Below are 20542 nucleotides of genomic sequence, written 5' to 3'. Positions count from 1 at the left end.
ATTATTAGCGTACTAAGTTATATCCCTGGATTGCAATCAACTCTGATTTTAAAAAAAATGAAAAAGGTGCTCTGCTTAATAATTTATCGATAAATAGCGGTAACCACGTTGCTGTTATACCAAATATATTCACCTTGAGGAAATTCTCTCAACGCGTGCAGTGGAAAAGATTGTTCTCTCTACATTATGCAACATAAGTTATTAGAGCCCACAGCACACTACTCATCGTTGAATAATGAGGGCTGCTGCCACTCGCTATTCAGTGTCGCTTTTTCCGAACGAACCATCCGTTTCTCGCGATGCCTGCAAAGCCTTAGCACGTCCTGTTTTTGCGTATCGCTCATTTCCCCCCAGGAGAAACGCTCACTGCGACTGCGAAAGCAACCCAGACAATAACCGCGCGCATCCGTTTGGCACACGCCACGACAGGGGTTGGGAACAGCAAAAAGCTCAAGTTGTTCAGGCACTGCACCTCCGCTATCCATCACGTTCATTGAAGCGTTACAGGGCGACAATGGCAAGCTTTAGGTGTAGAGCGGCGCTGGTTGTAAACGATACTCAGTATTATATATTGTAGCGCCGAAGATTTCTCTAGCGACACTATTTATTTGGCTTGTTATTAATATACCGCAAAGCTATGGCATAAATGTGATTGCCGTCTACTGTGGCACCTTAAGTGTGCCTTCTACATCAAGGGTTTGGACTCAACCTCGTTACAACGGTATACTTTGTAACGAGCCTTTGCGCTGTCGCCCCGGTGATGGCGGTCAACCACAGTAGTCAATCGAGGATATTATGCGCTTACTTCATACCATGTTGCGTGTTGGGGACTTACAACGCTCAATCGATTTTTACACCAAGGTACTGGGGATGCGTTTGCTGCGAACCAGTGAAAACACCGAATACAAATACACGCTCGCCTTCGTCGGTTATACCGAAGAGAGCGAAGGGGCCGTCATTGAACTGACGTACAACTGGGGCGTTGATAAATACGATTTGGGTAATGCTTACGGGCACATCGCACTGGCGGTTGAAGATGTTGCCGCAACCTGCGAGCGTATTCGTCAGGCAGGCGAAAAAGTGACGCGCGAAGCTGGCCCAGTTAAGGGCGGCACCACGATCATTGCCTTTATCGAAGATCCCGATGGTTACAAGATTGAGCTGATCGAAAAAGCGCAATCAGGAAACGGGCTCGGCAACTGATTGTCAGACGATGCTCTGCGGCGGCTTCTGCCCGCCGCTTTTTTGCTTTCTCTCTTCCCCTTCTCTCATATATGTCGTTCATGTCATTGCGCTCGCATTCCTTTCAAGGCGTTCAAGACATCAGGTTTACTGCATTGGTGGCAGGAATTTGCCATAATGCGCGCTGCATTTAGTAAATGATTAAAGAGAACATGGCTGATAAAAATAACCTGAACGCACTGAGTGGCCGTTTCCGCGGGTTTTACCCGGTTGTTATTGATGTTGAAACCGCAGGGTTCAACGCGCAAACTGACGCACTGCTGGAAATTGCCGCCATCACGATGAAAATGGATGATAACGGTTGGTTACAGCCCGATGAAACGTTGCATTTTCACGTCGCGCCATTCGAAGGCGCGCTGCTTGATCCCGCAGCGCTGGCGTTTACCGGCATTGATCCCCACAACCCATTGCGTGGTGCCGTCTCTGAATACGAAGCGCTGCATGAAATATTCAAAATGGTGCGTAAAGGCATTAAAGACAAAGGCTGCAATCGCGGGATTATTGTCGCCCACAACGCCAACTTTGATCACGGTTTTCTGATGGCGGCGGCAGAACGCTGCGGACTCAAGCGCAACCCGTTCCACCCCTTTGCCACCTTTGACACCGCCGCACTGAGCGGATTAGTGCTGGGACAAACCGTATTGGCGAAGGCCTGCATGACCGCTGGCATCGCCTTCGACTCCGCGCAGGCACACTCAGCGCTTTATGATACCCAGCAAACCACGGCGCTATTTTGCGAACTGGTGAATCGGTGGAAGCGACTGGGCGGTTGGCCACTGCCCCTGGAAGATCAAACAGTCTGAATTCTCCGAGTGGGGTCATCAACAAATTTGATACCCAAAAAAAGGGGACCACGGTGCTGGGTCCCCTCTTTAACCTCAAATACCGGCGGAATACCCGCCAACAGGCGCAATTTACTGCGCGCTGTCTCCATCCTGCGGTTCACGGTATTTGTCTGCGGTTTCTTTGATCAGTTGCTGCAATTCACCACGTTGATACATTTCAATGATGATGTCGCATCCGCCAACCAGCTCACCGTCAACCCACAGTTGGGGAAAGGTCGGCCAGTTAGCATATTTCGGCAGCTCAGCACGAATATCCGGGTTTTGCAAAATGTCCACATAGGCGAAGCGTTCACCGCACGCCGACAGTGCCTGTACAGCCTGGGCGGAAAAACCGCAGCTCGGCAACTTCGGTGAACCTTTCATGTACAACAAAATCGGGTTTTCTGTAATCTGGCGCTGAATTTTTTCAATCGTTGTCGTCGTCATGCTTTTTGCTTCCTCAAACGGTGTTTCTGCGAGCCATCACGCTACCCCATTCCTGTCGGAGGGATCGCTCGGCATCATTATGTAACGGAGTATTATCGCACCATTGTCGCGTATGCGCTTTGTCATCCAAGTGATTGCAAAGCGCATTTACCGTTGCGTCATTGTAGCGAGAGCGGTGATGACAAAAAAACGCCATTTTTTGTAGGGTTTTTCCTGCCACCGTTCCCCCTCAGTCCCCTCGGTGAAATATGCCGCAATAAATGATGATATTTACAGCGGGAAAACAATTATTAACGTTTTCTCATGATTCTGTTAAGCGAAAAGGTGATTTCCTGCTTTTTTCTCATGGCGTTTTCGTGAATACTGTTCGAATTGAGCGAGTTAAGGATTGTATTCGGTCTCTTTTATCATGCGCGTATTTATTACTCTGATCTTTGTTTTCTTCAGCCATCTGTTTGTTAATGTTGCTCAGGCAGCTCCGCATACCAATGCGGAAAAGAAAGCCAGCGCCAGCACGGATGACAAACACCTGAAAAAAAACCAGACCACCAAAACCGCTAAAAAGCCACAAACCCCACCGGAACCACCGAAGAAGAAGACAACGCAGGAAAAAGCTAAAACGCAGCCAGAAAAAAAGATCGTTGAGAAAAAGGCCGTTGAGAAAAAAACCAAGATAGCGCAAAGCACGAAACCGACCAAAACGACCACCACTAAAAAAAGTTCTGCTGACGTCGACATCAAGAGTATCGCGTCAAAAACCGCGTCATCCCGCTACCACAGTGCAACGCCCGCAAAACTGGTGAAGGGGCTCAAAAAAGGGGCTGATGCCACTGAAAAGAAAACGGCGGCAATAAAACCAGGCACCAAGAAAGCGGGCAAAGAGGTAGTACTCAGTGAAGCGCATAAGCGCCGTTATCAGCATGCAAAAATGACGGCAATGAACAAGCTGATGAGTCAGATCGGTAAACCTTATCAATGGGGTGGCAACTCCCCCTATACCGGTTTTGACTGTAGCGGCCTGGTCTATTATGCCTACAAGGATGTGGTGAAAATCCCTATCCCGCGCACCGCCAATGAAATGTATCACTTGCGCGATGCAGCCCCCATCAATAAGGGTGAACTGGAGATTGGCGATCTGGTGTTCTTTCGCATCAACGGTCGCGGCACCGCAGATCATGTCGGCGTTTATCTCGGCAATGGTAAGTTTATTCAGTCACCGCGAACCGGTGCCGATATCAAGATCAGTAAGTTGAGTGAAGACTACTGGCAGGAACACTACATTGGTGCACGTCGCGTGGTGACACCACAAACGATTCGGTGATCGCCAAATCGACATGTTATCGATAATAAAGACCAGGTGATGCCTATGCAGCCTGGTCTTTATTTTAATCGCGATCAGTTCAACACGGCAACAAAGCTAAATACCATGATCATGACTAACGCCCCAACCGTGGTCATTAATGACATTTTAAAATCAGTATTCATTCTATCTCCTTGAAACACAGAAACGCGTAAACGTTGCCGCCGCACCGGATGCTTCGTTGTTTCCTGCACACCAATACCGCAGCACAATGATGCTAAAAGATCATTGTTACACATTTTATAGGGAAAATCTCCGATCCCGGCTGCACTAATTAAATCAATTAACCCTTTCACTTTCGCGGTAAATCAGCCAAAATTCGCAGTTTACCGTGCGCTGCGTCGGTGTCCGAACACGTCATCTTCGATGGGATCAACACGTCCCCTTTAGGTACAAAGTACGTCGGCAGTCTCCTTCTGATATCCTGTTTATACCATCGGAAAGAGAACATTACGCAAAAGCAAACGATTAACAAACTATATACTGCCGTAACAAGTAGGTTCAGGAGTCATGTTTAGATGGCAACGATCAAAGATGTGGCAAAGCGTGCTGGCGTTTCAACAACAACCGTCTCTCACGTCATCAACAAAACACGTTTCGTCGCCGAAGAGACCAAAACGGCCGTGCGGGAAGCCATCAAGGAATTACACTACTCCCCGAGCGCAGTGGCTCGGAGCTTAAAGGTCAATCACACCAAATCCATCGGATTGCTCGCCACTTCGAGTGAAGCGCCCTACTTTGCGGAAATTATCGAAGCGGTTGAAAACAGTTGTTATGCCAAAGGCTACACCCTGATTCTGTGTAACTCGCATAATAACCTGGAAAAACAGCGTGCTTATCTTTCCATGCTGGCGCAAAAACGGGTCGATGGCCTGTTGGTGATGTGTGCGGAATACCCGCCTGAACTATTGAGCATGTTGTCCGATTACCGCAGCATTCCCATGGTGGTAATGGATTGGGGTCAGGCACACAGTGATTTTACGGACACCATTATAGATAACGCCTTCGAAGGGGGATATCTGGCTGGGCGCTATCTGATTGAGCGCGGCCACCGCGACATTGGTGCCATTCCCGGTATTCAGGAACGCAACACGGGCAGCGGACGTTATCTGGGTTTTCTCAAAGCCTTGCAGGAAGCGGATATCACAGTTCGCGATGAATGGATTGTTCAGGGGGATTTCGAGCCGGAATCCGGTTACAAAGCCATGCACCAGATTTTGGCGCAAAAACAGCGCCCGACCGCTATTTTCTGCGGCGGCGACATCATGGCTATGGGCGCTATCTGCGCGGCTGATGAATTGGGGCTACGCGTACCGCAAGATATTTCCGTGATTGGCTACGATAATGTTCGCCATGCACGTTATTTCACCCCAGCCTTAACCACGATCCACCAGCCAAAAGAGCGTTTGGGCCAATCGGCTTTTACCATGCTGCTCGATCGCATCACCAGCAAGCGCGAAGATACACAGATGATTGAGGTTCACCCAACGCTTATCGAGCGTCGCTCTGTGGGTGACGGCCCTTCCCGCGACTACCGCAGTTGATGCTCAAGACGGTTTTCTTATATACCCTAAATAATTCGAGTGACAGGAAGGCGGCAAATGAGCGACAACTCCGTCTGGAACAGATTTGAACAGCGCAAGCGCTGGCCCGAAGGGTGAATCTCAGGGATGAGATTCATTAATCCCGATGAGCTTACTCGGTTAAGTGATTCGGGTGACAAACCTGCCCGGAGCAGATTTGAACGCCGCGTGCGGCGGCCTCGTAAGCGGTGAGGCCCAGGGATGGGCCGAATAATGAGTGCAGACAACGCACCTGCAACGTGAAGTATGACGGGTATAGCACGTTGATTTGTAAATTCTTCATGACTGCATCAATCAATTTTGACTTGTCCTCTGATTGAAGCAGTCATACACTGTTTTTCATTCGGACAATATCCCTACACTTATCCTTATTATAACGAACGCACGACTGCGTATCAGGATATATGCCCCTACGTGTTACTACGTACCGGCGTTGACACTTCATTCCCTCTGGGTATCCAGAGAGTAGACGATGGATGTTATGCCCGCTGCCACTGTGCAACGGGCAAGCATAAACGGCTGCGCACGAATGCAACCGCTTACAATTTGAACAACGGGTAACTTGCCCGTGATTCGAACACGCTGTGTACAAACCGCAGCGTTCGGGTTGATGAGAGACTATCTATGCTGTTCCTTGCAGCGCTGTCTGGCAAGGTTGGGAGAAATTATGAGTTCATCATATGTAGAGGAACTGGCAGAACATAACACGTCCTGGTTCCGGATCGTACACGCGTTATTAGCTATCGCCGATATTAAAATCAATGGTTCACGCCCGTTTGATATCCGGGTACGTAACCCCGATTTCTACAAACGCGTTCTGCGTGAAGGCTCACTGGGGCTCGGGGAAAGCTATATGGACGGTTGGTGGGAGTGCGAGCGTTTAGACTGCTTTTTTCGGCGTATCTTACGTGCAGGGCTTGAGAAAAAAGCCCCCCATCACCTCAAAGACATTTTCCATATTGTCGCTGCACGCTTGATTAACCTGCAATCCCGCAAGCGGGCCTGGATCGTCGGCGAGGAGCATTACGACCTGGGCAACGATCTGTTTAGCCTGATGCTCGATACACATATGCAATATTCCTGCGGCTACTGGAAAGAGGCCACAACCCTTGAGCAGGCGCAACAGGCCAAACTGCGCATGATTTGCGAAAAGCTTCAGCTTCAGCCAGGCATGACACTGTTGGATATTGGCTGTGGCTGGGGCGGGCTTGCCGCTTATGCGGCACGCCATTATGGCGTATCGGTTTACGGCGTGACCATCTCGCGTGAGCAGCAAAAATTGGCTCAGGCACGCTGTAGCGATCTCAATGTCACCATTGAATTGCAGGATTATCGCGACCTTAACCGACATTTCGATCGCATCGTTTCTGTCGGCATGTTTGAGCATGTAGGACCGAAAAACTACGATACGTACTTTCGCGTCGTCAGCAAAAATCTCAAACCCGAAGGGTTGTTTCTACTGCATACCATTGGGGCAAACAAAACCGATTCACAGGTTGACCCCTGGATTAACAAATACATCTTCCCCAACGGCTGTCTGCCCTCCGTACGCCACATTGCCGCACGCAGTGAACCCTATCTGGTGATGGAGGATTGGCATAATTTTGGGGCCGATTACGATAAAACCTTGATGGCCTGGCACGATCGTTTTATCGCCAATTGGCCACAGTTAGCGAACCGTTACTCACCGCGTTTTAATCGTATGTTCCGTTACTACCTGAATGCATGTGCCGGGGCGTTTCGCGCGCGGAACATTCAACTGTGGCAGGTGTTGTTTAGCCCCCAAGGGATTGAAGGCGGCGTGCGTGTAGCGCGCTGATTTCAGTCAGCATAACGCCGTACAGCCAAGGGTGTACGGCATTTTTTATCGCTTTTCAGCTCAGGCGTCAGGCACTCTGCGCGGCATTTGCCGTTACGGCCTCTTGTGCCTGGCGCTGTGCCAGCACACGTTCAACCGTGTCGATCACCGCCTGAGTTTGTGGATCGATTTCAATATTGATCCGGTTTCCCAATCGCTTCTGACCGAGTGTGGTGCGTTGCAGCGTTTCGGGAATCAAATGCACGCAGAAACGGCTGCGTGTCACTTCGCCCACCGTAAGGCTGATACCATCAATCCCGATAAACCCTTTGTGCAGCACATATTTCATCTGCGATTCATCGGCCAGTCGGAACCAGATTTGGTGGTTATTTTCCGAGGTGAGAATTTTAACCACTTCAGCCGTGCACATAATGTGCCCGGACATAACATGTCCGCCGATCTCATCGCCGTATTTTGCGGCACGCTCAATATTCACCAGATCGCCCGGCGTAATATCGCCCAGGTTGGTCAGGCGCAGCGTCTCTTTCATTAAATCAAAACTGACCCGATCGCCATCAATCGCCGTCACTGTCAGGCAACAACCGTTATTGGCAATCGAGGCACCTGTCACCAGGCCGGTCAGTAATTCGGGAGGAAGTTTTACCACATGCGTGCGGAAGTTCGTTTTTTCATCGATGGACACCACCGGCGCGGTGCCTTGAACAATACCGGTAAACATACGCTTGCCTCATAATAAATCAGTGAAATAGCTGAATGCTACTGTGCCAGCCTCTCCCCCTACGCTACGGTGGCTCGCTGCGAGGAAATAAAGGCTGACAAATCATTTTGCAGTTTGCCTCATAACGACTGGAAATCCAAACGTATTCCCACCTTTGGCACCTGACAAATCCGATAAGGCAACAGACCCTCTCTTGTGACACAATATCTTACGAAGAAGTTGGTTTACTTATGCCAAGCCGCTACACTAGAACAACGTTCTGTCATCGATTGATTTTCCATCTCAGATGGATGGCTTCAAAAGCCATTTATGCTCGTTATCTCGCTTGCGGTTGTTTACTTTCATTCATCCCAACCCCCTGCTGGAAAAGTAACGCGCTACCTCGCCGAGCTGTCGTATAACAGAACGCGAGGTGGTATCGACGTCAGTTTTTCGTTTTAACAATTCAAGGAAGGTGTTTGCGTGCAGAAATATTTGTCAGAGGCGCGGAGCCTGTTAACGCTCGCGGTTCCTGTCATTATTGCGCAGGTTTCCCAAACGTCCATGGGTGTCGTTGACACCATTATTGCGGGTGCCTATAGCGCCACCGATATGGCGGCGGTTGCAGTCGGCACCTCCGTGTGGTTGCCGGTCATCCTGTTTGGACATGGTTTATTGATGGCGCTCACGCCAGTGGTGGCCCAGCTCAACGGCTCTGGTCGACGCCCTCGCATCGCCCATCAGGTTCAGCAGGCGTTTATTTTGGCCGCGATCGTTGCGGTTATCACCATGGTGGTGCTGTATAACGGCAAACACGTTATTGCCATGATGCACACCGACTCACCGGAACTGGCGAATGTTGCCATCGGCTATCTGCACGTGATGTTACTGGGGGTGCCGGGCTATCTGTTCTATCAGGTGCTGCGCTGTCAGTGTGAAGGGTTGTCCAAAACCAAGCCGGGCATGGTGATTGGTTTTATTGGTGTGCTGATCAATATTCCCCTGAACTATATCTTTATCTACGGCAAATTTGGCATGCCAGAACTGGGGGGCGGCGTGGGGTGCGGCGTCGCGACTGCCTCTACCTACTGGATAATGATGCTGATGATGGCGTTTTACAGTATGCGTGCTCACTGGCTGCGCGACATCAAATGGCAGCGCTGGCAGATTGATTTCTCCGCCATGCGGCGTCTGTTTTCACTCGGTTTACCCATTGCACTCGCCCTGCTGTTCGAAGTGTCGCTGTTTGCCATCGTCGCCCTGCTGATCCTGCCACTCGGTGTGATTGACGTTGCCGGGCACCAGATAGCACTGAATTTCAGTTCACTGATGTTTGTGCTACCGTTGTCTATCAGCATTGCCTCGACGATCCGTGTTGGTCACCGGCTGGGAGAAGGCTCAGTGGAAGATGCGCGTGTCGCGGCCTATACCGGCATCGCGACCGGCGTGATGCTGGCCTGTTGTACCGCCATTTTCACGGCACTGCTGCGTGAACAGATCGCTTTGTTGTATAACAAAAACCCGGAAGTGGTCGCTATGGCAGCGCAGTTGATGCTTTTGGCCGCGATTTATCAGATCTCTGACGCGGTGCAGGCTATCGGCAACGGCGTATTACGTGGCTATAAAGACACGCGTTCCATTTTCTACATCACCTTCGTCTCCTACTGGATACTCGGTTTACCCAGCGGTTATCTGCTGGCAATGACCGATTATTGGGTACCACGCATGGGTCCTGCCGGTTTCTGGTGTGGCTTTATCATTGGGCTCACGGCTGCCGCGATCATGATGGTGCTACGTATCCGTTACTTACAACGTCAACCCCCTGGCGATATTCTGGCGCGCGCGGCGCGCTAACGCTGAGATCACCCAGCGCAAGGGGCTGCACGCAGCCTGCGCTGGGTGAAAAAAACGCAAGGTGAACACAAGTGCAGCAGTCGTGCAGTTCAACCACATAAATGTTGTATTTGCGTCTTGCCAGCACCACGCTCACTCGCTACTATGCGCCCCGCACGGCAGCACAGGGCATCCTCCGCTGCTTTAGCAACCAGCCTCAAAAAATGCGTTCTTAGCTCAGTTGGTTAGAGCACCACCTTGACATGGTGGGGGTCGATGGTTCGAGTCCATTAGAACGCACCACTTCTTGTTTTCCAGTGTTTCAACAACGCTCACAGTTTACTGTTAAAACAGCGCCAGTCTGTTCCAATAACGTCTACTGAGCTTTACCTACATCCAGCGTATTTTAGTCCAAAGATCTTGCTCCCTTTCGCCTATCTCCTGGTCAAAAATACGGTTTTGATCCGCGTTCGATAGTCCCTATCTGTAGGCATTGATTGACGTCAATCTCCTGCCTAACCACGGCACTTGAAGAAGGGAATGCCCGAGTCACAAACCACTACCATGCTTGCAATAAGACTTGTGCTCAAATTCCTGCACTGTATCAACGCATTCAACTACTGCTTGCATAAAATATAAAAGGCCATTAATAAAAACTGAAATTATTTACTCTGTATGTTTTTCAAAGAATAGATGGATATTGATTAAATCGTTTTAAATTGATTCCTTCAGCTTAAAATTTTTAATAAAAGCGTTAACTAACGTTATTTTTTCATACAGAGTAAAATATCAACTTTCATTAAATGATTTTACATGCAAACAGTCATTGACGATTAGTCACAAAAGATATTAAAAAATCCCCTACCTAACCAAAACATGAAAGAGTAAAAATGGATAAAATATTGATAACAGGTGGTGCAGGATACATCGGAAGTCATGTTGTGGAAATTTTACTCATGAATAATAAGCAAGTTCGGGTATTGGATAACGGAATGTTTGGTTTATGGTCTCTGTACCCTTTTCACGAAAATCCAAACTTCGAGTTAGTAGAGGGTGATCTGAGAAATATTTCTGATATAAAAAAATCAGTCAGGAATATTGATGGGGTTATTCATCTTGGTGGTATCGTGGGTAATCCCGCATGCAGTTACGATAAATTAACCTGTCAGGATGTTAACGTGATCGCAACGGAACGTCTTGCTGCCGCATCAAGCGAAGCGGGCGTAAGTCGGTTTATCTTTGCCTCTAGCTGTAGTGTCTATGGCTTTGGAACTCAGGTGTTTACAGAAGACTCTGCCTTGAACCCGGTAGATTATTATGCAGAAAGTAAAATTGCTGGAGAAGAAGTATTAAAAAAATTTAAGACAGATATGATTATGTCTACCTGTAGGTTTGCGACCGTTTTTGGTGCATCACGTAGGATGCGTTTTGACCTTGCTGTAAATGGTATGACAGCTTCAGCTCTTTATGACGGTGTATGCCATGTTCACGGCGGAGCAGAATGGCGACCATTTATTCATTGTCATGACATAGCTATTGCCCTTTGTAAAATCAGCTGCGCATCTGAAAATCTTGTCAGAAATCAGGTTTTCAATATCGGTTCAGATGACATGAATATCACTCTTGCTGAATTGGGATATAAAATAGGGAAACTGATAAAAGCATCACGCGTTGAAATTAATGATACTCTATCTGATAACCGTAGCTATCAAGTTTCTTTCAAGAAAATAAGAGAATGCTTGGGGTTTACGTCAAAAGTTTCAATTAATGAAGGCATCGTCCAGATTAAAAATATTATAGAAAGTCATATCATCCCCATTCCCACACTGCGCATTTACAGTAACCTTAAAACGACTGAACAACTGGTGGTGTAAATGATAAATTTAATAAAACCATTTACAGCCGATAACAACACTAAGATATTTCCGGATGGACTCCCTTTTCTTAAACCCTATCTTCCCTGCTTTAGTGAGATCGAGAATAACCTTAGATCAGTCATATCTTCAGGAATGCTGACTAAGGGTAATTTCAACGCACTTTACGAAAAAAATATCGGCGAGTATATAGGAACACCAAACGTGATTGCCGTCTCTTCTGCAACCACAGGCCTGATTTTGACTCTACTGGCGATGAACATAACTGGGGAAGTCCTTGTTCCTGCATTCACTTTCTGTGCAACGGCAAATGCAATCGTAAGAGCCGGCGCTACACCCGTGTTCGTGGACTGCAACCCCGATACATATACGATCTGTCCAGAGGATCTGGAAAGGAAAATTACTTCTGGAACTCAGGCTATCATGGCCGTTCACGTTTTTGGCGTACCCGCAGAATGTGAAAACCTGAAAAAAATCGCTGAGAAAAATAATCTAAAACTGATTTTTGACTCCGCTCATGCCATGGGATCCGAGGTCAATGGCAGAAAGGTTGGAGGATTCGGTGATGCAGAAGTGTTTAGTACCACCCCAACAAAAACGTTGGTAACTGGCGAGGGTGGGCTAATTTCGACGAACGATAATGCCCTTGCAGAACGTATAAGGATAATGAAGGAGTATGGGAATAACGGCGATTATGACAATGCGTTTGCCGGGTTAAATGGGCGACTGAGTGAGATGCAGTGCGTACTTGGAATAGCGTCTCTTCAGTATCTAAAGAAAAGTATAAGCTTTCGCAATGTACTCGCGGAAATCTATAAGTCAACGTTAAGTGATGTATCTGGCATTAAGTTTCAGATGGTGCCTGAAAATATTAAAACCACTTATAAAGATTTTTCCATTGTGGTTGATGAAACACTATTTGGATGTAGCAGAGACGGACTAGCGGAAGAATTACAGCTGATGGGGATTGCTACGAGAAAATATTTCTATCCTGCCTTGCATGAAATGAAAGCATTTCGTAACTATTTTCGTTCCGGCCTTCCTATCACTGAATATATTGCAAGAAATATATTGTGCCTTCCTCTGTATCCAGATTTGGCAGAAGAAGACGCCAAAAAAGTAGCAGTGGCAATACGCTCTGTTCAACGAAAAAATTTTAAATAATCAGGTAAAATATGTCATACGTAAAACACATGAGAAGTATGATAGGTCACCAGCTACTGCTTCTGGCTGGCGCTAACATAATTGTCCTGGATGGCAGCAAACGTGTTCTTCTACAACACCGTACCGATGGAAGCTGGGGACTTCCAGGTGGACTTCTTGAGCCGGGAGAATCATTGGAGCAAACGGCTCTTCGTGAGGTGAAAGAAGAGACGAACATCGATATTCATGAGTTAACACATCTTGCTGTTTTTTCTGGCCCAGAATATACATTTACTCTTGCGAATAATGATAAAATAAATGTCATCACCTCTCTCTACTTTACTAATAAATGGTCTGGGGAAATAATAAACAATATTGAGGAAGGTCTATCGCTTGATTTTTTTGACATAAAAAAACTGCCTAAGAATATGGATGCGGAGTATGTTAATTACATCCATTATTATCAGAAGAAAATGCAATGTCTCAGCCAGGTGTAAGTTCTAATGATTTTATTTTACGGGCTTCGGCCCGTTTTACATGTAAAAAATGGTCAGTTTTTATCGCATTGCTTTCTTTATTATTGTACATTGGTTCAGATTTCCTTTCAAAAATACTGCTAAGTAACATTCCAGTTTCATGGGTATCACTTTTCCGATTTGGTTTCGGCGTGCCACTTTTATTGTGCTGCAACTTTCACGCTTTTAAGAACAGGAAAGTAATTACTTTTGCAAGCGCCAATATCATTAATTCAATATGTGGAGTGTATGCGATTTTGGCTGGTAGTTTATCTGGCTTTGCATTGGCTGGCCAGCTGAGTCCAGTTTTCATTGTGTTTTTTAGCGTGATACTCTTCAAGTTAACTTATAACATGAAGTCATGGCTGTTGTTTTCAATCATCGTCATTATAAGTCATTTTTTGTTCGCATTTGACAAAAACATTGGTTCTCAAGCAAACTACATTTATATTGGCAGCGTGGCTTTTCAGGCATTTGTATTCTCCAGACTGTGCCGTAACAACGATAGTCTCGTTAGTTATCTTGCAGTCTATAACACCTACGGATTCATTCTGACACCTCTCTATATATTTTATAACCAGCTGCCCTTTCCGGACACACTCAGTATTCATGGATTGGTTTTGAGTGGAATTCTGGCTATGGCTGGGAGTATACTGAGCATTATTTCATTAGCCACACCGTTCAGGGTTGAGGTTAGCTCCGTGAGCTATATTCGGCTCCCTCTAACTCTACTTCTTTCATGGCTACTTTTGGGAGAAAGCACCCCTGCTTTAACATGGGGGGGATGCACAATTATTCTCTTGCTTGTATATTTACTTAACAAAACAGCATCAATGAAAAAGTAAGTTTTAGGTTACTGACTTATATAAGAAACACACGCCCGAATTCTGTTAAGCCATGTTTGATCTGGCCGAGGCATAGGTGTGAAGACTGCCGTGCGTGATCTATGCTTTCACCAATCCCGGTGTATACTTGGTGTAGCAAGCAGCAGCATCTTACGACTTCCGCTGAGCGCTGATATAAGTAGGCGTGTGTTGATTTTGCTGTCAGCCTAAGCGCTATGTTCAACACGCTAAGCCTATAGATACGCTGAGTATGTTCTGGCCAGTACGTCAATGCCAGCGACATCTTACGTGAAGTAACAGACAAGGAGGGAATGATATAGCCTCAGGCTGCTTGACGGACATTATCGATGATCAACTCGAAACATTCTTCGTCCATTCGACATTTATCAGCAAGAGGCAACCCAAAGAAGTGGTCTGCGCCAGGATTGTGCTTTACACTGCGCGCTGCAAAAATAAGGTGATAAACGATTAGGTAGGCGGTAATGGCGATGAACGGAACGATTACAACCTGGTTTAAAGATAAAGGTTTTGGGTTTATCAAAGATGAAAACGGTGATAACCGTTATTTTCATGTGATTAAGGTTGCCAATCCAGACCTGCTTAAAAAAGGCGCGGCCGTCAGTTTCGAACCCACCACCAATAAAAAGGGTCTATCGGCTTATGCCGTGAAAGTCGAACCAGAAAGCAAATACATTTATATCGCGGGCGAACGTATCAAGCTTACCGCCATTAAATCCTTTCTGGTATTCAGCGAAGAAGTGTCGGCTGATACCCGTATTGATAAAGAAAATACGGTGCTTTCTGTGGGAGCGCTGATGGGAAATATCAGACCAAAATCAGCCGCTAAACCCAGTGACGTTCGCGCGATGAAAAAATTGGCGATCACCACCTTTCAGGGGTCGACGTTAATTTTTACTGAAGATGAGATAGACATTGAGGCCACGGTGAAACTGCTCAAGGTGTGACGTCATTTCGCTGTCGTATTCACTGCGCCCCTGATGGCGTCTTCCACATTCAAACGCCGTAGCGTTCGGGCTTTGCGCCCGGTTACAGCCTTGGCGATTACAGGTATAATTCCACAAATTTTTCTACGGGTTTCGAAACGACGATGACAAAACTCACCTTACAAGAGCAGATGCTGAAAGCGGGATTAGTGACCAGCAAAAAAATGGCCAAAGTTGAAAGAACGGCCAAAAAATCACGCGTTCAGGCGCGTGAAGCCAGAGCCGCGGTAGAGGAAAACAAAAAAAATCAGCTTGAACGCGATAAACAACTCAGCGAACAACAGAAACAGGCAGTGTTATCTAAAGAGTATAAAGCACAGGTGAAGCAACTGATTGAAATGAACAAAATCGACATTTCAAAAGGTGATATTAGCTTTAACTTCACAGATAACAATGTCATCAAAAAAGTGGTTGTTGATAAACTTACACAAACGCAACTGATTAATGGTCGTCTCGCCATCGCACGTTTGGTTATTGATAGCAAGGGCGAGAGCCAATACGCGATTATCCCCGCGAGCGTGGCCGAAAAAATTGCCCAGCGGGATGCAGGCAGTATCGTTTTACACAGTGCGCTGAGTCAGGAAGCGCTAGATGAAGAAGATCCCTATGCTGACTTTAAAGTACCCGATGATTTAATGTGGTAATTGACGCGGTATGCGGTAGTCATTCGCAGAATGTGGTCACCAGGCCGTACTGACAAACACCTTACCCCACGGGACGACGTATGAACAATGAAATACCCCTTAAATATTATGATATTGTGGATGAGTACTCGACGGAATCCGCTGAGCTAGTGGGCGAGTCAGAGCGTGACGCGCTGGCACACTATTTCCAATTACTGCTCACTCGCTTAATGAATAATGAAGAGATCAGTGAGCAGGCCCAGCAGGAAATGGCGCGTGAAGCCCATATCAACGAGCAGCGCATTGATGAGATAGCGACGTTCTTGAATCAATGGGGCAATGAGTAGTTTTGCACCGCACATAAACCAAGGGCGATGCAGAGGTGTTGTTTCTCGCACATCGCCCTTCAATAACGTGCGTCGCGCCTGTGCTCTGCCCCCTCCCCCTTTAATCTGGATTGCCCAACTTGTGCAGCAGAATCTGTCGGGTATGAGCCAGGCGCGGCTGACGCAACGCACTCGGCAGCCACACCAGGTTGTAACGAATTTCCGTGTCTCCCACCGGGGGGTTAAGACGGGCCAGCTTACCCTCATCAAGGTGCGCCCGGCACAAAAACTCCGGCATGACCGTCCAACCAAATCCTTTACACAACAAGCTTCTCTGACCGCGTAAATCCTGACCGACCATAGCAGGAAGCAACGAACTGAATTTTATTCGGTTCTTACCCAGCCAGTGTTCGATCAGTGAAAGCTCAAGATTGTAGGCCAGCAGCGGCTCATTCAGTAAATCCCGGCCAAAATGCTCACTGCTATTCAGACGCTCGGCGAGCTCGGGTGATGCAATCGCGATCACGCGGTCGGTAAAAATGACATCCCCCTTCAATCGCGTATCGGTAACCGGATGCGCCGTGATGCCTAAATAACAATGTCCTTCTATCACCATCTGGGTGACCATCGGGCCATCTCCGGCATGTAAATGCACGCGAATACCACTTTCCAGTAAGGGCAACAATTCCCCCGCCAATTTTTCTGCCATGAAGTCAGAATGACCAATGATCTGTAGCGTCCCCGCAACATCCATGGACCTGGCCCTCGCAGAGGCGAGCGCGGATTCAGCATCATCCAGTTTGTTGCCAATATCTGCCGCAAGATCGTCAGCGACCACGGTCGGCTTCACCCCCTGCGGCTGCCGTTCAAACAAGGGCCTTCCGATGGCCACTTCAAGGCCAATGATATGCTGAGAGACCGCAGGCTGAGTCAGGTTCAGCACCCGTGCCGCACCTGAAATCGAGCGTTGCCGATACACTTCCATAAAAGTACGTAGACGTAACAATGACATAGCTTAGCCATAAATTAATTTATACCCCTGACAAAATAGCGTTGTTATCCGTAAACATCCAGTTCCTTTATGCTGTTTCCAACCCAAGAAACCTCCGCACTAACAGGACAGTGACATGAGCGAACAACATCATTTTCAGGCGTTATCACACATTCTTGACGCCATGAAAAAGCACCATCGACACAATGAGCCCGCTACGGCTGCCTTACGTCGCGATCGTCTTATGCGCAGCGCTGCCTTGATTCGTGACAACCATGCGGCCCTGACCGCTGCGATCGGACGCGATTTTGGTCACCGCAGCGGTTATCAAACACAGGCTGCCGACCTGATAACCACCATCAATATGTTGACGCATTCCGCTGAAAAGCTGGAGCAATGGATGCAACCAGAGGTGGCCGAGGTACCGGTTCCGGGGATGCAGGCATGGATCGAACCACAGCCGCTGGGCGTTGTGGGCATTATCAGTCCGTGGAATTTCCCGATAAACCTCGCCTTCGGTCCGCTGGCGGGTGTCTTTGCGGCGGGCAACACCTCGATGCTGAAACCCTCCGAGCTGACACCGTTTACCTCTGAATTGCTTGCGGAACGTGTTCCCCATTATTTTGATTCGAATGAGCTCGTGGTGGCATTGGGTGATGCGAAAGTAGGCCAGGCGTTTAGCCAGTTACCGTTCGATCATCTGGTCTTTACCGGCAGCACCGCAGTTGGCCGTCACGTCATGCGCGCGGCTGCCGAAAATCTGGTTCCTGTCACGCTTGAACTGGGTGGAAAATCGCCGGTGGTGCTGGATACCGATGCAGACATCAGTATCGCCGCTGAACGGATACTGACAATAAAGACGTTCAATGCCGGGCAAATCTGTATCTCCCCGGATTATGTCCTGCTGCCGGAATCATCCGAAGCAGACTTTGTCGACGCGGCAAAACGTTTTATGCATGAGAGTTATCCAACACTTCAAGGCAATGTGGATTACACCGCTATCATTAACGACAGACACTATCACCGCTTGCTCATGCTGCTGGACGATGCCGCCCGCAAAGGGGCTAACATCATCAGTCTCGCGCCCGACAACGAACCTGATGCCGATCCACACAGCAGAAAGATCGCGCCACATCTCATTCTTGGCGTCACAGAAGAGATGCTTGTGATGCAGGAAGAGATCTTCGGACCCCTCCTGCCGTTAAAAACATACACAGCCGGGATCGGTGAGGCTATTCGTTACATCAACGCGGGCCCACGCCCACTTGCTGCCTACTACTTTGGTCATGACACGGAGCATCAACGTCATATAGCCACAAGGACAACGTCTGGTGCCTTGGTTATCAACGATGTCATGACCCATGCCGCAATCGACAGTCTGCCCTTTGGCGGCATCGGGGCGTCAGGAACCGGTGCGTATCACGGTATCCATGGTTTCAGACGTTTCAGTCACGCAAAACCGGTTGTTGTTCAGGAGAGCGCCGGCATGACCAATCTTCGACTTCGCGCGCCTTATCAGGATAAAGCGGCTGTTGCCGAAGCGTTCCTGAACAACTAATTCACCTGCAGCAGCACTATCGAGGTTAACAATGAAAATTTTAATGGTTCTGACATCCCATGCCGAACTGGGCAACACAGGAAAGAAAACAGGTTTTTGGCTGGAGGAATTTGCCGCACCCTACTACGTCTTTAAAGACGCGGGGGCTGAGGTGGTTCTCGCCTCCCCAGCCGGTGGCCAGCCGCCGCTGGATCCCAAAAGCGATCTTCCTGAATTTCAGACGGCACTGACGGCACGTTTTAAAGCCGATCAAGACGCACAGGATGCGCTGTCTCAAACGGTCAAACTAGAAACCGTGTCTCAGGAGGCGTTTGACACCGTGTTCTATCCCGGCGGCCACGGCCCACTGTGGGATCTTGCGGAGTCAGCAACGTCGATTGCGCTGATTGAATCGTTCGATCGCGCCGGAAAACCGGTGGCCTTTGTCTGCCATGCACCGGGCGTGCTGCGTAAGGTTACTGCCAAGACCGGCGCTCTGCTCATCAAAGGACGCCACGTTACCGGCTTCACCAACAGTGAAGAAGAGGCCGTTGAATTAACTCATGTCGTCCCGTTTTTAATCGAAGATACCTTTATTGCCGCTGGCGCACATTACCAAAAAGGTGCCGATTGGATGCCGTTCGTCGTGGAAGATGGCAATCTGGTAACAGGGCAGAATCCGGCCAGTTCAGAAGCCGTCGCCGTCGCCTTGCTGAAAAAATTGAATAACGAAAGCTCAATGAGCCATTAAAAATTACAGAGTGTGCTGTTGGGCTAGGACAATTAACTATGATAACAAAGTAGCTATCAATGCAATGACAGGGAGTTATCATGGCTACAATGAAAGATGTAGCCCGCCATGCGGGTGTTTCTGCGGCAACAGTATGCCGAGTGATTAACAATAACGTTTATGTTAAGCCGGTCACTCGCGAACGGGTTGAGACGGCGATGCGTGAGTTCAACTATCAGCGTAATGTTACCGCACACGCCATGGCGAAAAGGAGTGGCAAGACTCTCGGGCTGCTTACCGGCAACCTGGACGATCCCTTCTTCTCGCGCATGGCGCGGGGCATTGAAGATACCACGCGTAAAGCCCGGGTACAGTTGGTCGTTTGCAGCGGCGGACATCGCGCCGAGCAGGAAAAGGCCGGGCTTGATTTACTGATTAATCAGGGGTGTGAAGCCATTGTCGCTCATCTGCCCCGTATGAATGAAGAGGATATCTTGCGCTATGCGGCCCATACGCCTGCATTGGTGGTGATAAACCGCTATTTACCGGTCATCGCCAACCGCTGTGTGTGGCTGGATAATGTCAGTGCCGCTCAGGCCGCAACCAACCAGCTTATTCAACATGGCCATCGGAAAATTGCCTGCATCACGGCAGATATTCCCATCGATGATAGGACCCACCGTGTCGAAGGCTACCGTAAAGCCATGGACATCGCCGGGATCCCGGTAGCCGATGATTGGATCATCAGCGTTCCATTCAATGAACACGGCGGGGAGCTGGCAGCAGAAAAATTGTTACAGGCTGGGCTTAACTTCACTGCGTTGGTCACCTTTAATGATGTCATGGCCGCTGGCATCATGCGAACCTTTCACTACCATCAGGTTCGCGTACCCGACGATATCTCCTTGGTGGGCTTTGATGACATAGCCTGGGCCAAATATCTGCATCCTACCTTGACGACCATGCATAATCCTATTGAGAAAATGGCGCGCCGTGCCGCGACGCTGGCGTTACAACTTAATGCCGGTATCGTCGGGCTACCACAACATAATGGCTATTGCGCTGAGCTTATCCCTCGGGCATCGGTTAAACCGCTTTAATTCTGCGTTGTCAGCCCGGTGTAGGCCAAAAAAATGCGAATGACTTCGC

At 48.4% G+C, this 20542-nt stretch carries 21 protein-coding genes and 1 tRNA gene; 17 read left to right on the top strand and 5 right to left on the bottom strand.

The window, feature by feature from the left end:
- Positions 1-218: 218 nt before the first annotated feature.
- Positions 219-467 (bottom strand): DUF1289 domain-containing protein, encoded by a 249-nt coding sequence (locus tag K6K13_RS08995; protein WP_222160482.1) that lies wholly within the window; start codon positions 465-467, stop codon positions 219-221.
- Positions 468-795: 328 nt separating this feature from the next.
- Here K6K13_RS08995 and gloA point away from each other — a divergent pair, with 328 nt between their 5' ends.
- Positions 796-1203, top strand: a complete 408-nt coding sequence (gene gloA / locus K6K13_RS08990; protein WP_195312293.1) for a lactoylglutathione lyase — start codon at positions 796-798, stop codon at positions 1201-1203.
- A gap of 191 nt (positions 1204-1394) precedes the next feature.
- Positions 1395-2045 carry a ribonuclease T gene (gene rnt, locus K6K13_RS08985; protein ID WP_222160481.1) on the top strand — a complete coding sequence of 217 codons (651 nt, stop codon included), beginning with the start codon at positions 1395-1397 and terminating at the stop codon, positions 2043-2045.
- Positions 2046-2156: 111 nt separating this feature from the next.
- On the opposite strand, the gene K6K13_RS08980 is transcribed toward rnt, so the two are convergent.
- Complete coding sequence (locus K6K13_RS08980) at positions 2157-2513, bottom strand: Grx4 family monothiol glutaredoxin (RefSeq protein ID WP_222160480.1); 357 nt, start codon at positions 2511-2513, stop codon at positions 2157-2159.
- Positions 2514-2922: 409 nt separating this feature from the next.
- On the opposite strand from K6K13_RS08980, the gene K6K13_RS08975 reads away from it, so the two are divergent.
- The gene (locus tag K6K13_RS08975) at positions 2923-3834 is read left to right on the top strand and encodes a C40 family peptidase (RefSeq protein ID WP_222160479.1); all 912 of its coding nucleotides are present in this window, start codon (positions 2923-2925) and stop codon (positions 3832-3834) included.
- 74 nt (positions 3835-3908) lie between these two features.
- Here K6K13_RS08975 and cydH read toward each other — a convergent pair whose 3' ends face one another.
- Positions 3909-4169 (bottom strand): cytochrome bd-I oxidase subunit CydH, encoded by a 261-nt coding sequence (gene cydH / locus K6K13_RS08970; protein ID WP_222160478.1) that lies wholly within the window; start codon positions 4167-4169, stop codon positions 3909-3911.
- Between the two features lie 222 nt (positions 4170-4391).
- Here cydH and purR point away from each other — a divergent pair, with 222 nt between their 5' ends.
- Together purR and cfa are read left to right on the top strand one after the other, a co-directional pair.
- Positions 4392-5417: an HTH-type transcriptional repressor PurR gene (purR, locus tag K6K13_RS08965; protein WP_222160477.1), complete on the top strand. Its 1026-nt coding sequence runs from the start codon at positions 4392-4394 to the stop codon at positions 5415-5417.
- 706 nt (positions 5418-6123) lie between these two features.
- Entirely contained in the window at positions 6124-7275 is a 1152-nt protein-coding gene (gene cfa / locus K6K13_RS08960) for a cyclopropane fatty acyl phospholipid synthase (protein WP_222160476.1), read from the top strand.
- Positions 7276-7342: 67 nt separating this feature from the next.
- Here the strand turns inward: cfa and K6K13_RS08955 are convergent, their stop codons facing one another.
- Entirely contained in the window at positions 7343-7993 is a 651-nt protein-coding gene (locus K6K13_RS08955; protein ID WP_222160475.1) for a riboflavin synthase subunit alpha, read from the bottom strand.
- Between the two features lie 462 nt (positions 7994-8455).
- On the opposite strand from K6K13_RS08955, the gene K6K13_RS08950 reads away from it, so the two are divergent.
- The 9 genes from K6K13_RS08950 (at position 8456) to K6K13_RS08910 (ending at position 16156) form a co-directional block, all read left to right on the top strand.
- Complete coding sequence (locus K6K13_RS08950) at positions 8456-9826, top strand: MATE family efflux transporter (RefSeq protein WP_222160474.1); 1371 nt, start codon at positions 8456-8458, stop codon at positions 9824-9826.
- A 205-nt stretch (positions 9827-10031) separates the two neighbouring features.
- Positions 10032-10108 (top strand) — tRNA-Val (locus K6K13_RS08945).
- A gap of 587 nt (positions 10109-10695) precedes the next feature.
- Positions 10696-11679 (top strand): NAD-dependent epimerase/dehydratase family protein, encoded by a 984-nt coding sequence (locus tag K6K13_RS08940; RefSeq protein WP_222160473.1) that lies wholly within the window; start codon positions 10696-10698, stop codon positions 11677-11679.
- Positions 11680-12843, top strand: a complete 1164-nt coding sequence (locus K6K13_RS08935) for a DegT/DnrJ/EryC1/StrS family aminotransferase (RefSeq protein WP_222160472.1) — start codon at positions 11680-11682, stop codon at positions 12841-12843.
- A 29-nt stretch (positions 12844-12872) separates the two neighbouring features.
- A complete protein-coding gene (locus K6K13_RS08930) occupies positions 12873-13319 on the top strand; it encodes an NUDIX hydrolase (RefSeq protein ID WP_252120459.1) in 447 nt (148 codons plus the stop codon).
- Entirely contained in the window at positions 13301-14182 is an 882-nt protein-coding gene (locus K6K13_RS08925) for a DMT family transporter (RefSeq protein WP_222160470.1), read from the top strand. Before K6K13_RS08930 ends, K6K13_RS08925 begins: the two co-directional genes overlap by 19 nt.
- A gap of 482 nt (positions 14183-14664) precedes the next feature.
- Positions 14665-15147 carry a cold-shock protein gene (locus tag K6K13_RS08920; protein ID WP_222160469.1) on the top strand — a complete coding sequence of 161 codons (483 nt, stop codon included), beginning with the start codon at positions 14665-14667 and terminating at the stop codon, positions 15145-15147.
- A 143-nt stretch (positions 15148-15290) separates the two neighbouring features.
- Positions 15291-15830, top strand: a complete 540-nt coding sequence (locus K6K13_RS08915) for a DUF2058 domain-containing protein (RefSeq protein WP_222160468.1) — start codon at positions 15291-15293, stop codon at positions 15828-15830.
- Positions 15831-15910: 80 nt separating this feature from the next.
- Positions 15911-16156, top strand: coding sequence for a DUF2543 family protein (locus K6K13_RS08910; RefSeq protein ID WP_222160467.1), 246 nt, complete (start codon positions 15911-15913; stop codon positions 16154-16156).
- A 100-nt stretch (positions 16157-16256) separates the two neighbouring features.
- On the opposite strand, the gene K6K13_RS08905 is transcribed toward K6K13_RS08910, so the two are convergent.
- The gene (locus K6K13_RS08905; protein WP_222160466.1) at positions 16257-17147 is read right to left on the bottom strand and encodes a LysR family transcriptional regulator; all 891 of its coding nucleotides are present in this window, start codon (positions 17145-17147) and stop codon (positions 16257-16259) included.
- A 115-nt stretch (positions 17148-17262) separates the two neighbouring features.
- Here K6K13_RS08905 and K6K13_RS08900 point away from each other — a divergent pair, with 115 nt between their 5' ends.
- From K6K13_RS08900 to K6K13_RS08890, 3 genes are all read left to right on the top strand, one after another.
- Positions 17263-18684, top strand: a complete 1422-nt coding sequence (locus K6K13_RS08900; protein WP_222160465.1) for a coniferyl aldehyde dehydrogenase — start codon at positions 17263-17265, stop codon at positions 18682-18684.
- 31 nt (positions 18685-18715) lie between these two features.
- Positions 18716-19414, top strand: coding sequence for a type 1 glutamine amidotransferase domain-containing protein (locus K6K13_RS08895; protein WP_222160464.1), 699 nt, complete (start codon positions 18716-18718; stop codon positions 19412-19414).
- Positions 19415-19494: 80 nt separating this feature from the next.
- A complete protein-coding gene (locus tag K6K13_RS08890) occupies positions 19495-20493 on the top strand; it encodes a LacI family DNA-binding transcriptional regulator (RefSeq protein WP_222160463.1) in 999 nt (332 codons plus the stop codon).
- Positions 20494-20542: the final 49 nt, after the last annotated feature.

Origin of the sequence: Symbiopectobacterium purcellii, from assembly GCF_019797845.1 — a bacterium.
GTDB lineage: Bacteria > Pseudomonadota > Gammaproteobacteria > Enterobacterales > Enterobacteriaceae > Symbiopectobacterium > Symbiopectobacterium purcellii.
The sequence above is the reverse complement of the archived record's forward strand: the minus strand, read 5'-3'. Positions and strand labels throughout refer to the sequence as shown.

What these genes read in the sequence shown, in the direction of transcription:
- gloA (WP_195312293.1), top strand. Translation starts at nt 796, where the DNA reads ATGCGCTTACTTCATACCATGTTGCGTGTTGGGGACTTACAACGCTCA.
- rnt (WP_222160481.1), top strand. Translation starts at nt 1,395, where the DNA reads ATGGCTGATAAAAATAACCTGAACGCACTGAGTGGCCGTTTCCGCGGG.
- K6K13_RS08980 (WP_222160480.1), bottom strand. Translation starts at nt 2,513, where the DNA reads ATGACGACGACAACGATTGAAAAAATTCAGCGCCAGATTACAGAAAAC.
- K6K13_RS08975 (WP_222160479.1), top strand. Translation starts at nt 2,923, where the DNA reads ATGCGCGTATTTATTACTCTGATCTTTGTTTTCTTCAGCCATCTGTTT.
- purR (WP_222160477.1), top strand. Translation starts at nt 4,392, where the DNA reads ATGGCAACGATCAAAGATGTGGCAAAGCGTGCTGGCGTTTCAACAACA.
- cfa (WP_222160476.1), top strand. Translation starts at nt 6,124, where the DNA reads ATGAGTTCATCATATGTAGAGGAACTGGCAGAACATAACACGTCCTGG.
- K6K13_RS08955 (WP_222160475.1), bottom strand. Translation starts at nt 7,993, where the DNA reads ATGTTTACCGGTATTGTTCAAGGCACCGCGCCGGTGGTGTCCATCGAT.
- K6K13_RS08940 (WP_222160473.1), top strand. Translation starts at nt 10,696, where the DNA reads ATGGATAAAATATTGATAACAGGTGGTGCAGGATACATCGGAAGTCAT.
- K6K13_RS08935 (WP_222160472.1), top strand. Translation starts at nt 11,680, where the DNA reads ATGATAAATTTAATAAAACCATTTACAGCCGATAACAACACTAAGATA.
- K6K13_RS08930 (WP_252120459.1), top strand. Translation starts at nt 12,873, where the DNA reads ATGAGAAGTATGATAGGTCACCAGCTACTGCTTCTGGCTGGCGCTAAC.
- K6K13_RS08925 (WP_222160470.1), top strand. Translation starts at nt 13,301, where the DNA reads ATGTCTCAGCCAGGTGTAAGTTCTAATGATTTTATTTTACGGGCTTCG.
- K6K13_RS08920 (WP_222160469.1), top strand. Translation starts at nt 14,665, where the DNA reads ATGGCGATGAACGGAACGATTACAACCTGGTTTAAAGATAAAGGTTTT.
- K6K13_RS08915 (WP_222160468.1), top strand. Translation starts at nt 15,291, where the DNA reads ATGACAAAACTCACCTTACAAGAGCAGATGCTGAAAGCGGGATTAGTG.
- K6K13_RS08910 (WP_222160467.1), top strand. Translation starts at nt 15,911, where the DNA reads ATGAACAATGAAATACCCCTTAAATATTATGATATTGTGGATGAGTAC.
- K6K13_RS08905 (WP_222160466.1), bottom strand. Translation starts at nt 17,147, where the DNA reads ATGTCATTGTTACGTCTACGTACTTTTATGGAAGTGTATCGGCAACGC.
- K6K13_RS08900 (WP_222160465.1), top strand. Translation starts at nt 17,263, where the DNA reads ATGAGCGAACAACATCATTTTCAGGCGTTATCACACATTCTTGACGCC.
- K6K13_RS08895 (WP_222160464.1), top strand. Translation starts at nt 18,716, where the DNA reads ATGAAAATTTTAATGGTTCTGACATCCCATGCCGAACTGGGCAACACA.
- K6K13_RS08890 (WP_222160463.1), top strand. Translation starts at nt 19,495, where the DNA reads ATGGCTACAATGAAAGATGTAGCCCGCCATGCGGGTGTTTCTGCGGCA.